General features: G+C 47.9%; 12 protein-coding genes, 1 tRNA gene and 1 pseudogene. 1 reads left to right on the forward strand and 13 read right to left on the reverse strand.

Going from position 1 to position 15941, the window contains the following annotated elements; all coding sequences use genetic code 11:
- Positions 1–345: 345 nt before the first annotated feature.
- From MD588_RS01480 to MD588_RS01520, 9 genes and pseudogenes are all read right to left on the reverse strand, one after another.
- On the reverse strand, positions 346–876 hold the full coding sequence (locus tag MD588_RS01480; RefSeq protein WP_265694989.1) for a chemotaxis protein CheW: 531 nt from the start codon (positions 874–876) through the stop codon (positions 346–348).
- Positions 877–954: 78 nt separating this feature from the next.
- Complete coding sequence (locus MD588_RS01485) at positions 955–3180, reverse strand: chemotaxis protein CheA (protein ID WP_265694990.1); 2226 nt, start codon at positions 3178–3180, stop codon at positions 955–957.
- Positions 3181–3247: 67 nt separating this feature from the next.
- Positions 3248–3559: an STAS domain-containing protein gene (locus MD588_RS01490; RefSeq protein WP_265694991.1), complete on the reverse strand. Its 312-nt coding sequence runs from the start codon at positions 3557–3559 to the stop codon at positions 3248–3250.
- A gap of 14 nt (positions 3560–3573) precedes the next feature.
- Positions 3574–3942: a response regulator gene (locus MD588_RS01495; protein ID WP_265694992.1), complete on the reverse strand. Its 369-nt coding sequence runs from the start codon at positions 3940–3942 to the stop codon at positions 3574–3576.
- A gap of 348 nt (positions 3943–4290) precedes the next feature.
- Positions 4291–4584, reverse strand: a pseudogene (locus MD588_RS26095) (methyl-accepting chemotaxis protein); the annotation flags it as partial.
- A 1007-nt stretch (positions 4585–5591) separates the two neighbouring features.
- Positions 5592–6041: an L-alanine exporter AlaE gene (locus MD588_RS01505; RefSeq protein ID WP_265694994.1), complete on the reverse strand. Its 450-nt coding sequence runs from the start codon at positions 6039–6041 to the stop codon at positions 5592–5594.
- Between the two features lie 839 nt (positions 6042–6880).
- Positions 6881–9484, reverse strand: a complete 2604-nt coding sequence (locus tag MD588_RS01510) for a hypothetical protein (protein ID WP_265694995.1) — start codon at positions 9482–9484, stop codon at positions 6881–6883.
- A gap of 44 nt (positions 9485–9528) precedes the next feature.
- The gene (locus MD588_RS01515; RefSeq protein ID WP_265694996.1) at positions 9529–10815 is read right to left on the reverse strand and encodes an OmpP1/FadL family transporter; all 1287 of its coding nucleotides are present in this window, start codon (positions 10813–10815) and stop codon (positions 9529–9531) included.
- 577 nt (positions 10816–11392) lie between these two features.
- Positions 11393–11480 (reverse strand) — tRNA-Ser (locus tag MD588_RS01520).
- A gap of 280 nt (positions 11481–11760) precedes the next feature.
- On the opposite strand from MD588_RS01520, the gene MD588_RS01525 reads away from it, so the two are divergent.
- A complete protein-coding gene (locus MD588_RS01525) occupies positions 11761–12336 on the forward strand; it encodes a UPF0149 family protein (RefSeq protein ID WP_265694997.1) in 576 nt (191 codons plus the stop codon).
- A gap of 131 nt (positions 12337–12467) precedes the next feature.
- On the opposite strand, the gene MD588_RS01530 is transcribed toward MD588_RS01525, so the two are convergent.
- The 4 genes from MD588_RS01530 to pal form a co-directional block, all read right to left on the reverse strand.
- Positions 12468–13322, reverse strand: coding sequence for a bile acid:sodium symporter family protein (locus tag MD588_RS01530; protein WP_265694998.1), 855 nt, complete (start codon positions 13320–13322; stop codon positions 12468–12470).
- Positions 13323–13415: 93 nt separating this feature from the next.
- Positions 13416–14477 (reverse strand): quinolinate synthase NadA, encoded by a 1062-nt coding sequence (gene nadA / locus MD588_RS01535; protein WP_265694999.1) that lies wholly within the window; start codon positions 14475–14477, stop codon positions 13416–13418.
- 130 nt (positions 14478–14607) lie between these two features.
- On the reverse strand, positions 14608–15357 hold the full coding sequence (gene ybgF / locus MD588_RS01540) for a tol-pal system protein YbgF (RefSeq protein WP_265695000.1): 750 nt from the start codon (positions 15355–15357) through the stop codon (positions 14608–14610).
- 16 nt (positions 15358–15373) lie between these two features.
- Positions 15374–15910, reverse strand: a complete 537-nt coding sequence (gene pal / locus MD588_RS01545) for a peptidoglycan-associated lipoprotein Pal (RefSeq protein WP_265695001.1) — start codon at positions 15908–15910, stop codon at positions 15374–15376.
- Positions 15911–15941 lie beyond the last annotated feature (31 nt).

A 15941-nucleotide genomic window follows, 5' to 3' on the forward strand; every position in this document is an offset into this window, starting at 1 on the left:
TGAAAATACCCTTCGATCTGGGCACGCTTGCTCTCTTTTGCTGCATAGAGCTTATTCAGTGTATTAGTACGCAGGTTATCAATAGTATCGACAAGGACCCCAACATCGCCCTGGCGCTCCGCAAAGTAATTTTCTATCTGAGACTTTTTCACTTCACGCATTGCGATCAACTGATCATTGGATTCAATCGTCAACGCATCTGCAGCCGCTTTAACGGCAATAAATACAACAATCGCTAATGGAATAAGACTGACCAGCAAAAACAGGCCGATCAACTTGGGTCTCATCCTGATGTCACTAAAACGGAGCATAACGCCTCCCTGGAATATTCCGGTTATTAGTAATTTATTTTTGCAACGACTCTAGAGATGAAAGTTCATCGACCGACAGCACGTGGCTAACATTTAGCAAAACAATGAATTCATCATTCACTTTTCCCATCCCCTGGATAAAGTCTGTGCGGAGCTTGGCACCGAAGCTGGGAGCCGGTTCGATATCGGTCAACAAAATATCAAGCACTTCACTCACGGCATCAACGACAACGCCAATTTCAAGCCTTTCTTCTTCACTTTCCACTTCAATAATCACAATACAGCTGCGCTTGGTCACCGGGGTAGTTGGCCAGCCAAAACGTATCGCCAAATCAATAATGGGGACCACATTGCCCCGAACATTTATCACCCCGCGGACAAAATCAGGAACCATAGGCACCTTTGTCAGCTGTCCATACTCAATGATCTCCTTGATCGGGTGGATATTGATGGCAAACAGCTCATCACGCAGTAAAAATGTCAAAAACTGCTGCTGTTCCGATGATCCATCCACCTCTTTACCCTCCTGAGTTCTGGACGATGCCAGGCTTACGCTTTGCGTCATAACACACCCCCTTCCAAAATGCTGCCTCTGTTAGCTTAGGCTCGTCAGCGATACTTCCTGCTATCGCGACTCCGCTCCCTATGGCACCGTTTCCTCATTTCCCATATACCAAGATGAGCGCTGCTCTTCTGCTTCACGGATCAAGGCTGGCACATCGAGGATCATCGCCACCTCACCACTGCCAAGGATTGTTGATCCACTGATCCCACTTAGCTGCGAGAATATCTTGCTCAGCGGCTTGATCACGGTTTGCAGCTCACCTTGCAGCTGATCAACCACAAACCCTGCTTTTTGCTCTCCACTCTGTACTACAACAATATTTCGCTGTTTGACTTCGATATAGCTTTCTTGAAATTGCTTTTGCAGGTTAATAAAAGGCAGGATTTCCCCCCGTAGGTTGACATAATTGCCATTTTTACTGAGCTGCTCGCTGTATTCGATACACTCCACAACAGCATCCAGGGGAATAACATAGGTGGCTTTCCCAACCCCAACCGCAAAACCATCAATAATTGAAAGCGTTAGGGGTAAGCGCAAACGCAGCAGTGAGCCTTCCCCTTTTTGACTTTCCACTTCAATGCTGCCTTGTAGTGCTTCAATATTGCGCTTAACCACATCCATGCCTACGCCTCTGCCCGAGAGATCGCTCACTGACGTTTTGGTGGTTAAGCCAGCTTCCAAAATCAGCCTCAATACCTCTTTCTCGCTCAATTGCTGTTCGGCTTTGATTAGTCCATTCTCAATGGCTTTGGCCCTTACTTTTACCGGATCAATACCACCACCATCATCACCGACCTCGATCACAATGCTGCCTGAATCGTAATACGCCCGTAGTGTGATTGTGCCGGCCGGCTCCTTGCCTTTTTCCAGCCTCTCCTCTTTCGCTTCAATACCGTGATCAATCGCGTTCCGTACCAAGTGCATCAGGGGATCGTTAATTTTTTCCACTACGCCCTTATCGAGTTCGGTTTCCCCTCCCTCGATTTTCAATCGAATCTCTTTATCCAAGTCGCGACTGATCTCACGTACCACACGATGGAAGCGTTTAAAGGTGTCATCTATCGGGATCATTCTCAGGTGCAGCGACAACCCTCTGATCTCCTCCACCAGCAAGGAAACAACGGCACTCGACTCCACCAGTTCGGGGTTACCACTCCGCCGAGCCAGCAAGCTGGTATTCGCACCGGCAATCACCAGCTCGCCAACCAGATTAATCAGTTGATCCAGCTTTTGGGCATCAACCCGCAAGCTGCGGTTTTCCTGACGTTTCAGCTCCTTCGCCTTGGCCGGTTTACTGTTCGGAATAGCAGCAACAGGAGGGAGTGGCTGTTCCTCATTAGCTCCGATATTCCTCGCCGATTCCGGCTCAGTAGCTGGCATTACCGGCACAGTGGTCTGTTTTGCCATACCCTGCGCATCCGTGATCCGAGCCAGTTCATCTTGCGTCAGGGTACCGCACCACAACAGAGCCGAGCCAAGATCGACAGCTTCATCCTCAAGGTCATTCATTAACTGTACGTATTGCTGAAGCTTTCCATGGGGGGGAATTAAGTGTATCTGGCACTCGTCGGCAACAAACTCAAAGACTGACATGATAGTCGAATGATCTGCATCACTATCGAACTGAAGCTCCAGGCCGAGGTAACAGGACTCGGGATCCATTTCACTACTGTCGGGCAAGGTGTGAAGCAAGGAGACAAGTTCAACAACCTCCCCCAAAGAAGTCAGATAACGGAGAAAAGAGAGGGGATCCATACCATTTCGTAACACATCCTTACCAAAGCGTATCGAAAGGTGCCAGTAAGCATTGTCAACACCTGGGCCAGCCGATGTCTGGGCAAGCTCCTGGGAACCTTCGACATACGGCGTTACCGTATTTTCGGCAGAGGCTGCCCCAGCCTGATTCAACGGGCTCGTTGTCCCAGCTAACCGCACTAATAAGCCCTGCCCGCGTTGTTCCAGCTCCTGGGATCGTTCCGCCCTATCATTGCCTAGCTGTTCAATCAAGCTTTCAATATGATCTCGACAATCTAACAAGGTGGAAATCAGTCCATCATCACACAGTCGTTCACTGGCTCTGACCTGCTCCAGCACATTTTCCACGGTATGAGTAAAAGCGACGATGCCATCAAAGCCGAATAATCCGGCCGATCCCTTAATGGTATGAGCTGCCCGAAATACCAGATTAATCATCTCACTATTGTCTGGCGCAGCTTTTAGCTGGTTTAATGCCGATTCCATCTCCTGAAGCAAATCCAGGCTCTCGTCGACAAACATCGCCTGGGCATGTTCCATCTCTTCCATTTCCCCTCCTTGATACCAATCGGGCAACTATCCCAATTGGTATTAACCGGCAATGAAAAGCGGCTCACTATACGAGTTGCAAGTTAAGCTGCCTTTCGAGTCGCAACAAAGTAATCGCTTCCATGGCGGCCGTACTGGCACCGACAATAACAAACGCCCTGCCAGCCTTTGTCGCCTCTTGATGGCACAGCCATAACAGCTGCAAGCCTGCCGTATCCATTTCACTCACTTCTGTCAGATCAAGCGAGAGTAGTTGAGCGTCATGCAAGTAAGCCAGCAAACGAGGCTTTAACTCTGCAACACTATAAATAGACATTTCGCCGCTCAGGCTCAGCCTGCACTCAGGTCCTACCTGTTCCTGTGCAATGGTGATATCCATCCGTTGTCCTCACCTCAAGGTAAAATCAGTTTGGCCACCGCATCGAGCAACTGAGGAGGCTGAAACGGCTTCACAACCCATGCTTTAGCTCCCGCAGCTCTGCCTTCTTGTTTCTTATTATCCTGCGACTCAGTGGTCAGAATAATGATTGGCGTAAATTTATAACGAGGCATCTTCTTCACCTCTTTCACGAAGGAAATGCCATCCATTCTTGGCATATTGACGTCGGTAATGATCAAATTGAGTTTCTGACCGTCCAATTTATCAAGGCCATCAATACCATCTTTCGCTTCAATCACCTGATATCCGGCGCCCTTAAGGGCAATACCTACGACCTGGCGGATCGGAGCCGAGTCATCCAAGATCAAAATTGTTTTTGCCATAACACTCTCCGAGGTTTAAAAGAAAGTTATCTCGGTATCATGTGAGGAAGCATCGGCCGCCTCGTTTTTTTCATGATTAAGATGCTGTTCCTGAGCCACATAATCCTGCTTCATCTCATTGAGCCAGTTGGTGACATCAAGCCGGTGTGCTTCGTCATCATTATGCTGCGCTGACTCATAGCCAATGATCTCTGCCTGCAGCTTGTCCAGGTTCGTTTCTACTTGGGTCATAATTTGGCTGGCGCGATCCTGAAACTGCAAGGAGACGATGATGCCGGAGATTTCCTGCTGGATATCCCGGTTTTTATCCTGTAGCAGCGAGGTGGAATCACTCAGTTCGGAAGCCAACCGATTAAAGTTAGCCAGGATAGATTCAATATTGGTTACGGAAGCCGCTTCGGCCTTGGCATCTTGGTGTGCGCTCTGCTCTGCGATATTCACTGTATCGGCCATTGCCTGGTTGATCATCGAGACCTTGTCACGGATATGTTTGCCGGTTTCCCCGGATAGCTGCGACAATTTACGTACTTCACCAGCCACCACAGCAAACCCCCGCCCCTGATCACCGGCCCTCGCCGCCTCTATTGCTGCATTCAACGCCAGTAAGTTGGTCTGCTCAGCAATATTGGCGACATCTATAGCCATTTTGTCGAGCTCTTCGGTGTAACTGGCTAAGTGCCGAACCTGAGTCAACATCTTTTCTTTGGTCTCCATCGTAGAACGAAGCAGAGTAATGACTTGATTCAGGTTCTCTTCACTGTCGCTAAGCACTGCAATCACCCCATGCTGGCCGTTATCTTGCCCTGTCACATGCCGTGACTCTGTCACCGCCTGATCCAGTTCAGAAATAATCTCCGAAAAACGCTGCGATAAAGCCGTGATCTCGGTTTCAGTCTGTAGCCTTACTGTACATAGCTGCCGTTGCCATATCGGCAATACCTGCAGACAAAGCTCAACCAAGCGTGTCAATTGCTCTTGCATATGCTGCTGTTTACACTGGAATTCATCTTTTTGCTGCTCGCAGGCTTGCACCACAGCAGCCTCATGCCCGGATTGCAAAAATCGGGCTGCAAGATAGCCTGCAACAATCAAAACACCGCTAACAAAATAAGCGACTTGGCTTGCACGGTCTAAAAGCAGCAGCCCAACAGCTGCAACACACGTCAATCCGATCGGTACCCAAAAAAAACGGCTTTTTTCCATAAAGCCCCACTTCCCTGATAAAGAATGAATGCCCCTAAAGGGCTAATGAAGTATAGGCAGATGTAATTTGTGAAATTTCAATAATTTCTGAAATGAATAAGATATAGCTAAAAAATTTGACAAGCTTCAAACTATGCAATTATTCGAATATGATTTTTTTAATGTCATATATAGCAGAGTAAAATCTTATCACGCTTAATATTCAACCAGTCTCATATGATTTTATATGCCCTTCAATCTTTCTCTCTTTAATCACCAAACAACCTCAAGCGACAATATTCAGTGAGATATCAGCATGTCCGGTTCAAGAAAAAACAATAGGAACCACGAATCCTTTTCAACGACAGTTGACGAAAATGTGCCTACTGTCCTTACAGCCGCAAATAGCAAAAAGGCTCCCAACCGATTGGGAGCCTTTCAAATACTGGCAGTATTGACGGGGGGACTTAAGCCTGCTGGTAATAGCCCGGCACACGGAACATACGGCGGCATAAATCCAGAAACTGACCGTAAACTACCCCCAACATACCTGAAACAAAAGCATTACTGGTGACTGCTGTGATGATTTGATCTACATCGGCGCCCACAACCCATAAGATTGCTGCATATACCGGGGATTGAAACAACACATAGGCGACCATATCAGACAGCCCTTTCATCCAGCTGGTTGGCGACAGGCGGTGGCCTTGACGAATAACATAATCACGGAATACACCATATGGCCAGGCAATCGCAATATTAACTGGTATCGACAAGGTTCGCGATGCTAAAGACTGCTCAAATGTCATTCCCGACACGAACACCTCAATCAACATGCCGGTAATAAAACTGAAAATCACCATTGCAAAGGTGTCAGCCGCCGCATTTCGCACATTGAATTGACCTTTAACAGACATACCGCAAACCTCCAAAACCAGAAAATAAGGCCAGAAAAAAGAATATATTTAGATACTTTCACTGGCTAAATCACATATAGCCAGTTGATTTGCGTATTAGAACAGGTTTTAACCAAAATAAGACACCAAAGTTTAAATTAAATTGTAAATTTATAACTGGTTTTAGCGGTTAAACTGGAAGAATAAACTATCTAGGCGGCAGTGACGTGCCTCATGCTGGATTTACACTCAAGAACGCAGTGAAAAACACAAGTAAAACGGCAAGGATAGCGCTTATATCGGCCATTTAGCTTTAGGTAATAACCGAATTTGAATTAACAGGTAACAAAGAGGCGATTTTTATGCATAAAAGCCACTACAGCAGCCATGTGAAGCAAACACAATATACATATGTAAACAACTGAAATAAAACAATTAAACATACAAACAACCCATCAAAGAAAGCTCTAAACTATCACCGTAAAACTGGCAATTAAAACCACTTTTCCATCCACTTTAAAAGATATCTTCAATAAATTTATTGCTTATAGGCATAATCAAGAACATCAATGATAAAAGTCTACATAACTGGCTATTTTCACCCTCCATAAAATTGCTACAATAATTTAACCTATTGATTTTTAGCCACACAACACAACATTTCCAACACCAAAAAAACATACAAAAATGAAACATAATTACAGATTATCAATATTAATGAAGTCGAATCATCGCTCCCCTGATACGTATCTAGCCCAACGGTTTCCTTTGGGTATACGAAATGCCTAGCAATAACCCAAAAAGCCCCGGCAAATGGCCGAGGCTTTGAGCGGATTCCTGTCAGGAATTAGTGCTGGGTGTTACTTTTCAATGACAGTCAGATCCACCGGTGCAACACGATGAGAACCTGGAACATAAGCGCCATCAGTTAGGGTGTACTTCACAAAGGAGGCAGCCTGCACCGCCAGCTCAGTGGCTGCGCCATCGACCGAGCTATAGTCCGCATTTCCTTCCGTTTCCGAGCTCGTTAACGTGCCCGCTCCAATGTTATGGGTTCCGGTTAAAAAGCGCGTATATGAACGCTCTGTACTGTTAAGCGTATTCTTTAAACCATACGTTTCCTCCAGTGGTGTTGCCCCTGCCAGCGGAAACTCAGTAGTATTGAGAGAGAAATATGGCTTAAGTGAAGAACCGTTAAAGCAACCCAGCTCTTGAGTGGCAACTGAACCAGCCTCCATGCTAGCCGAGTTACAGACTTCATACGCTGTCTGGCCATCCAGCTCTACTTTAATTGGAACCGTTTGATCGCCTGTCGTCAGATAACTTCCCGGGATATCTTGTAATCCCGGCTGCTCAGAGATACTGCCGGTCACTGAAAATGACAAGATCGGCGTGTCTTGCAACGCATCGGCGTAGTTAAGCGGGTCAACCGTATCGACAACCGCCTGCATCAGATATTGGAACTCACTAAGGAACTCCGGCGATAATTGATCTGACTGCTGTTTATAGGCTTGCGGATTTTGCTCAGCGTATTCGCGGACCGCGGTCAAGTCTTGCTCAATACCCAGCTCCTTGGCCATCCGCAAGCGATACTCTGGCATCGCCTTGATAGCCGGCGGCACTTCACTATGGCCCAGCCATACCGAATTCATCAAAATCCCACCTATACCTCCACCGGGATTGGCAAGAATACTGCCGTTCAAGGCTTGGTCGCTACCTGCCACAATACCACTGAACGAAGCCCCGGCAATTGAGCCCATTGAATGGCCCATCACATAGACATTATCGGCGTCCAAAGGCTCAACCTGCTCTTGGCCTTCACTATCGACATAAGTCAGATCACCAACAGAAGCACGTAGGTTGATCAGGTCAGCAATACTCTGGCGCAGGTTGTCCCGCGATGTTAGCAATGCGTCGGCTTTCAGGAAGTTCTTAACATCAGCTTGCTCGTGCCCCGGGAACAAGCCTCGCAACGACTGGCTGACGTTGATGTCATAGCTTTCATCACCATCGATATCGACTGCCCGCGTGTTGTGAAGTGGGTGATCAATAGCAATCACTGCATAACCTTGGTTGGCCAGTTCAGCCTGAACAAAGTTATCCAGCAGTAGCATACCGCCATTGCCAAACTCTTTAGCGGCGGTGATCCCGTGCGAGAAGATAACCACCGGCCAACCGGCTTCCGGCATCGGATTTCGCTCACGATTCGGTAATACCACCTGAACCGCCAGTTCCTGCTCGCCTTGCGAAACTGGGGCCGGTTTCAGGCCTTCAGTAACATCCCATACACTATACAGCGATGGGCACTTTTCACTTGTGTAGCGGTAGCTCTCAAAGTAGCTTTCGTGTTCTGCAACCTTGATCCCATCAATCCCAAACCAGAACTCCGCTTCATCCTGGCTAGACAAGTCAGCCTGACAGTTGCTGGCGGTAATTTTATTCGAATCCGCGAGGTAATAAGGCAGCGTGATCGTGGCCTGTAATTTCCTCACACACTCGACAACGAAGCCGTCTCCGCGGTCAGTAACGCAGAAATTAGGGTCAATATCAGGGACACCAATGACGCCGCCAATGATCTTGCCAACAATCGTATCTAGCATTTCTGGCGGCAGTACGGCACCGGCCAGGTGGTTATCCGGTGACTCGGCAGATTGAAAACCAGCAGGTTGATGTCCACGCTTAGGCAGTAGATTTTTTAGCACTGCACCAATTTTCTGGGTCTTGAAACCGGCAATATACAGCACACTGTCAGGAGTAATGGACTCGTCATTAAGTTCGGTAAACAAGCCATCGACTTTTTCTTTATAGCTCGCTAGACGAGGGGTGCCTTGCGGCTCGTTTAGCAAAGACTCAAACGCAGGAGAGCGCTTGACCACCTCGCCTGCTGTCGACTTCAACCCCTTGGTAACCGCGAGTACATAGGCCGTGTTCCCAGCCAAAGGCTTTAGGGGAAGGATCTGTAGATGATTAAACTCAGTGACCCTTACGGTAAAGTCCTTGTCATAGCGAAGTTCAGAATAGCCCGGAAAAGGAAGCTGACGCTTGGCAAAAATTCGGATGCTTTCAGCAAAAGTATCGGTATCTAGCTGGCTGCCATCACCAGACATTGGAATAGTAAACGGTGCCGTCGTTGACCAGCCGCTGAGATCTTCCAACGAGCACTTGGTTCCATTAACGATGTTCTCTGGAAGCTCGTTGTCACTATCACTTTCGCCACAACCGTAAACCGTCAGCTTGGTATTTTCCGAGCCGTCCTCACCAATAAAATACAGATCATTGGGCATCGGAATATTTCTGTCATTGGCTATTTCTTTGGTATTTTCCAGGCCAAATGAAAACTGAAGATTCGCAGGCTGTAATTGCTTGCCATTGCCGTCACTGTCGTCATCCGATGAACCGCAGGCCACAAGGGCAGAAGCTGACAGCGCGATCAGCACTGCGTTCGATATTGTTTTTAGTTTCATAGCTATCTCTCTGTTCATACTCTGCTCTCAGGCAGAGCAAAGCATTACTTGAAGGTATAGGAGTACTGAATGGCGTAAATCATCGCGGTACAGTTGGTGGTTTTGAAGAACTTGCCTTCCTCTTCAATCACATCACCAGTTTCGCCTTCGAGGTAGGTCAAACCGAAATCGATATTATGCCGGTCGCGACGGTAGGACATACCAGCCGAATACCAAATCCGATCGGAGTCAGGAATACTGGCCGTGACATGTTTATCCGTTGGCGTTTCGTCAAAGGCAACACCGGAACGAATCGTCCAGTTGCCATTAATTTGGTAAGTGGCGCCGAGGGAGTAGCGGTTAGAATCTTTCCAACCCTCTTCCTTTTGCAGGCAGACTTTATCGTTTTCGCCTTTCGAGCTGCATTCGTTACCTTTCGAGGTGGCAAGAATTTCTTGGAATGAACTCCAGCCTGTACGCATCCAACTGTAGTGAACAGCAAACTGATCGGTCAGCTGATGATAACCTGATACCTCGAGGATCGATGGCAGATTAAGAGTCAGCTCACCATCGACGCCTTCGACGTAGTCCAATATATTATCTTCGGTATTGAGCTGAACCCCATTAAATTCCCCCTCCATATCGATATCAGAGGCTCCCGTATAGGCAATCCCCCAGCGGTGGTTGTCATTCAGCTTATATAGCGCACCCACTTTATAGCCAAAGCCAATACCGTTACCTTCAAGGTTGGCAAATACATCCGTTTCGCCACCTGTGACCATTTTGGCAATGCCAGAATGGCGATTGAGTTCAGCCTGCGCCAACAGCAAACTTGCACTCGCTCCAACAACGAACTGCTCGTTCAGCTCATAGGCCAGGCTGGTGTTGAGGTTAATCACGGTAACCGAGGTGTCACCGGCAATTGTTCCGAATTCCTCGTTCACCTCGTCACTGAATTCCGACGCAAGGCCAAAGTCAGCGTAGGAGCCAAAACCAATAGTGACCTTGTCATTAAGCGGATGACTTAAATAAAAGTTGGGAACAAAAGCTGGTGGCGCAGCTTCATCTTCAATCGCATCGACAAATTGGCCATTGCTGAACTCCATCTGAATATCGGGATCGATGTAAGCAAGGCCTGTCGTTATATTGGTTTCTTTTAACAAACTAAGCGAAGCGGGGTTTCGAGCCAGGGCCGCCGCATTATCAGCTATTGCGGCCTCACCAGAAAAGGCCCTCCCCAGCCCTGATGCTGAGTGCTCGACAATCTGAAATCCAGCTGCAGAAGCATTTCCACAGCCTCCACTTAGCACACCGGCTATTGCCACTGCTACGGCTAACTTATGCTTTTTCATTAAGACACCAACCCTAATCAACTGCTTCATTATTTCAGCTTGCCTTTTTGGCGATCTCCAATCGCTATGGCAAACCCGATTTGGCGCCAAATTTACAGAACGGCAACCCATATATCAACATACATGTTTGTAAATTGTTAAGTGGACAATTCCAACTACCATGGTTAACCCACTGTTTTAAAAGGAAAACACAACCATACCAATTGCAACTTTAAATCTTTTACTCTACTCCAAGGTAATGTTTTACAACAATTAAACGTACAAGGAACGGTAAAATACAAGTGCTTTAAATCTATAAATGAAAGAGAAAAACGGGCAGGCACAGAGCAGAAAAAATTTTGAAATCATCCGGTGATATTTACTGTCAAAGTCCGTAAATAGCTCAAGCAATCGCCAAATAGAGAACGGCCTATCGCCAATAGAGTGTGACTGAGCAGCTAGAAACATTTTCCAGTTGTACTAGGTAAGCGTACAGGGGGGGACTTTCAGGGAGCAGTGGAATGCACAGATATTGCTAACTTCTGTATGTCAGATACGAAAAAACCCGTCGAAATCGACGGGTTCTCTCTAAATTCGATGGCGGTGAGGGAGGGATTCGAACCCTCGATACGTTGCCGTATACACACTTTCCAGGCGTGCTCCTTCAGCCACTCGGACACCTCACCATCTGTTGTCTAGCACCGGCTTAGCCTGCGCATCAACGGAGCGTTACTATAGTGACCAAGACGCTTCTGGTCAATAAAAATCACCAAAACAGCAATCAAACGTTCAATATTACAGCGATATAGCTACTTAACTCGATAAAACACCTAGCTAAGCTGTGCAGAAGGATCCAGACTGATACAATAGCCGCATAGCTACTATTCTATCGATTCCTGTTAACGATTACGTTGCAACAGCCGTGTTGATATTAGCAAAACCCAATTACTGAACTGAGATTGAACTATGTCTTCACAATTGAGTGAGTTACTACAAAACCCGCAACTGGCCGATCAGTTATTATCTGAAGCGCAAACACGCGGCTTTGTTACTGCAATGGCCGCAGCCCCGCACCTGCTTGACCCTTCTGAGTGGCTGGCCTTCCTTTGGGGCGGTGACGAAACATCACCATTTGCAAGCCACGAAGAACTTGAGACTTATGCCAACGAAATCGTGAACATGTGGAACGAAACCCGCGAAGCATTGTTAACAGGCCAATGGCAGTGGCCTGAAGGCTGCGAGCTGGATGACAAAGAACTGGTGTCCGAACCTACCCGCCAACTCGCTGAAGGCGTTCTTCAAGGCTGGCAACTCGCTCGTGACGACTGGGAGACGATTATGCCAGAGGAAAGTGAAGACAATGCGCTACTTGGTGGCGTACTACTTTGCTTCAGCCTGCTTTATGATCCAGAAAATGCAATCGACGCCCTATCGCAAGAAGGCGCTGATGGTCTGGCCCAATTCGAAGAAATCTTTAGCTCAGTACCAACGATGCTGTGTGGCCTGACACTTCGCGCCAACGCCTTGGTACAAGACCAGTAACGCCTAGCCAAAGGCTGTGAAAGCAGTATATTTCACAGCCTTTGCTTTATTTACCCAAGTGACTTCAAGATAGGTTCCCTTAAGGCGAACCTAATGGGGTATATCGCTCTTGCTTGCAATAATGAATACTATCAGGCTCTGGCCAATTGACGTCGCTGGTAGATATAAATCATCGCAAACGCCGGTAGGTTCATCAGTAAACCATAAAGCAATGGTGTCAACGCCAATTCAGGACGTTGCATCTGGACGACAGCAACAAAGATTGCGGTCCCCGCATTCTGCACCCCCACCTCAATTGCCAGCGTCTTGACTAAGGCTGGATCTCCGCGCACGATTTTTGCGACCAAAACACCCAGCCACATACCGCTCAGGCACAAGCTTATCGCAGCAACTGACGCCACAGAAAATAGCTGATGGAACACGCCGGTATTTGCGGCTACGGTTACCATTACAGTCAGAAACAATGCCCCCAGCGCAGAGCGCCCAGCTAACCGGGAAAATCGTTCAAACCTCTCCCCTACAATCCAGTGCTTTACAGCCATCCCAATCAAGACTGGAAGAAGTGTGACGACAGCCAACTGTATAATTGCCGTTTGTAACGGGAAGATAAGCTGCGCGTCAGGAACCACCAGCGAGAGCATCAACGGCAGGCTAAAAGGAATGATCAAACTGCTTACAGCAGTCATGGTGATCGAAAGCGCCGAGTCACCGCCACACATATGGGATATCGCATTGGAAGAGGCCCCTCCGGGTGCAAGGGCCAGCAACCATAAGCCAATAGCTACGGGCTCAGGCAAGGCAAATAGCCATGTCATCAAAAAAGCAAGCAACGGGAGCCCAAGCAGCTGGGCACTCAGGCCAAGCAACACCCTCCCCGGAAATTGCGCCACCCGTTTAAAGTCCGCAACCGTCAGGGTAATCCCCACACAAAACATCATCCATGCGAGTGCAGCAGGTAAAGCCACCGTCAACATTGTCTGGCTCATTGTTCTAATCCAAATGAGTATAAAACCAAAGCAAATAAAAATGGCGACCTGCTGGTCGCCACTCACAATTCATCAACCTATCGACAAAATAGATTAAGCGTTACCTTTAACCTTCAGCTGCAGTGATGCCGCAAAATCAAGCATACGGTTCAAGGGGATCAAAGATTTCTCGCGTAGTGACTCGTCAACAAAAATTTCATGTTGTTCGCCACCTTCACGGAGAGCCTGCTCAATCGCTTTCAGACCATTCATTGCCATCCACGGACAGTGGGCGCAGCTACGGCAAGTTGCACCGGCACCGGCGGTCGGTGCTTCGATAAGCTCTTTCTCTGGCACCATCTGCTGCATCTTGAAGAAGATGCCTTTATCAGTTGCTACGATCAACTGCTTGTTCGGCAAGGTTTTTGCGGCTTTGATCAACTGGCTGGTCGAGCCAACAGCATCAGCTAAGGCGACAACACTTGCCGGGGATTCAGGGTGGACCAGAATAGCGGCATCCGGGTAGATATTCTTCATGTCCCGTAGTGCCTTGGCTGAAAACTCATCGTGGACAACACACTCGCCCTGCCACAACAGCATCTCTGCCCCCGTCTGTTTCTGGATATAAGAGCCAAGATGACGGTCAGGTCCCCAGATAATGTCTTTACCTTCACTATCTAGGTGCTCAACAATTTCCAGCGCAATACTGGATGTCACCACCCAATCGGCACGCGCTTTTACCGCTGCAGACGTATTGGCATACACGACGACGGTATGATCGGGGTGAGCATCACAAAATTCAGAAAACTTGTCTGCAGGACAGCCAAGATCCAGAGAGCACTCCGCTTCCAGCGTCGGCATTAGCACGCGCTTTTCGGGAGTCAGGATTTTTGCCGACTCGCCCATAAAGCGCACGCCACAAATCACTAAGGTTTTGGCGGGATGCTGGTTACCGAACTTGGCCATTTCCAAAGAATCACCGACAAAACCACCAGTCTCTTCCGCCAGTGCCTGGATTTCAGGATCGGTGTAGTAGTGAGCAACCAATACCGCGTCTTTTTCCTTTAACAGGGCGTGGATTTGCTCTTTGTATGCTTGTTGCTCTTCAGCAGTCAGTGGCATCGGTTTTGGTGGAAACGGGTATACCATTTCAGAGGGATCAAATGTTAGGCTCATCGTTCAGTTGCTCTATCAGCTCGTCCTTACTAATCCGGGCATTATACACCGCAAACGTTCAAATATACACGGATCAAAAAAGGCCGGAAATTCCGGCCTTTTCAATTACTGGCAAACCTTTAACCATCAACTATTTAAGCTGCTTGAGTTTTTTCTCTGCCTGACGCGAACTGGTTGACTCTGGGTAAGCCGAAATCACTTCTTGGTAAAATTTCTTGGCTTCGTCATTTTTCTTGCTACGCTCGGCAATGATACCGAGTTTCAACAAGGCATCAGCTCGCTTGTTCGAGTCTGTGACGCTGGCAACAGCCTTGAACTGCTCGGCGGCTTCCGTCAATTGATTCTGGGTAAAGAACAATTGGCCAAGCCAGTAATGGGCATTTGCCTTGTAGGCTGATTCTGGATAGGTCTTTAAGAACCCGGTGAAAGCGGTAATGGCTCCCGCGTAATCTTTCTCTTTTAGGATAAGATTAACGGCAGACTCATAGGCTTCGTTCTCGCTGACATTACTGGTATAGGTTTCGGTCGAGGACTTATCGGCAGCGGGCGCTTCGGCCTGCTTTGCCTGTGGCTGACGACTAAGTGCATCAACCTCGCGGTACAATTCACGCTGACGCTCAAGCATCTGACCGAGGTCATAGCTGTTGCGCTCAACGATTCCGCGGAGTTCATCCATTTCAGATGCCAGCATATCCAACTGACGCTGCATATCCAGCTGCACCTGATTTCGAGCCTCAATCATACGCTCCAATCGCTCAAGGCTATCGCCCTTCGCACTGCCACCGTTCAATTCGGTGACAGGAGCAGGTGCGGCGACCACCTGGGTCGCCGCACCAACCAGCAACATCAATGCGAGGCTTCGCATCTTGCTACTGCTCATAATGTTTACCTATTAATTAGTAAACTAGAACCGAACGACGGTTCTTAGCGTAATCAGCTTCAGTGTGGCCAAGAACCAGAGGCTTTTCCTCACCGTAGCTAACAATAGAAATCTGGCTTGCAGATACGCCTAGTGCCTGAAGGTACTTAGCAACTGCGTTTGCACGGCGCTCGCCTAGTGCGATGTTGTACTCAGGCGTACCACGCTCATCCGCGTGACCTTCAACAATTACGTTAACCGTCGTGTTATCACGCAGGTACTCAGCGTGTGCTGTTAGCATGTCCTGGTAATCCGGTTGGATTTCAGCGTTGTCAAACTTGAAGTAAATTGTTTGCTCTTGACGTAGCTCCTGGCTACGTAGCTCCTGCTCAGACAGTGCAGCAGAACCTGATTCTACTGGTGTTGCAACTGTAGTTTGCTCGGTAGTTGTACCTGTACCAGTAGTAGTTTCAGACGCCGCTGAGCTATCAGTGCTTTCTGTTGAGCTACATGCCGCAAGAGTGATCATTGGCAGCGCAATTGCCAGCCCCTTTAAAACTTTGTTCAGTTGCATTATTTTTTTCCTTTTATATCGCTAAATACGG

It is taken from the genome of Photobacterium obscurum (genome assembly GCF_026191635.1).
Taxonomy (GTDB): domain Bacteria; phylum Pseudomonadota; class Gammaproteobacteria; order Enterobacterales; family Vibrionaceae; genus Photobacterium; species Photobacterium obscurum.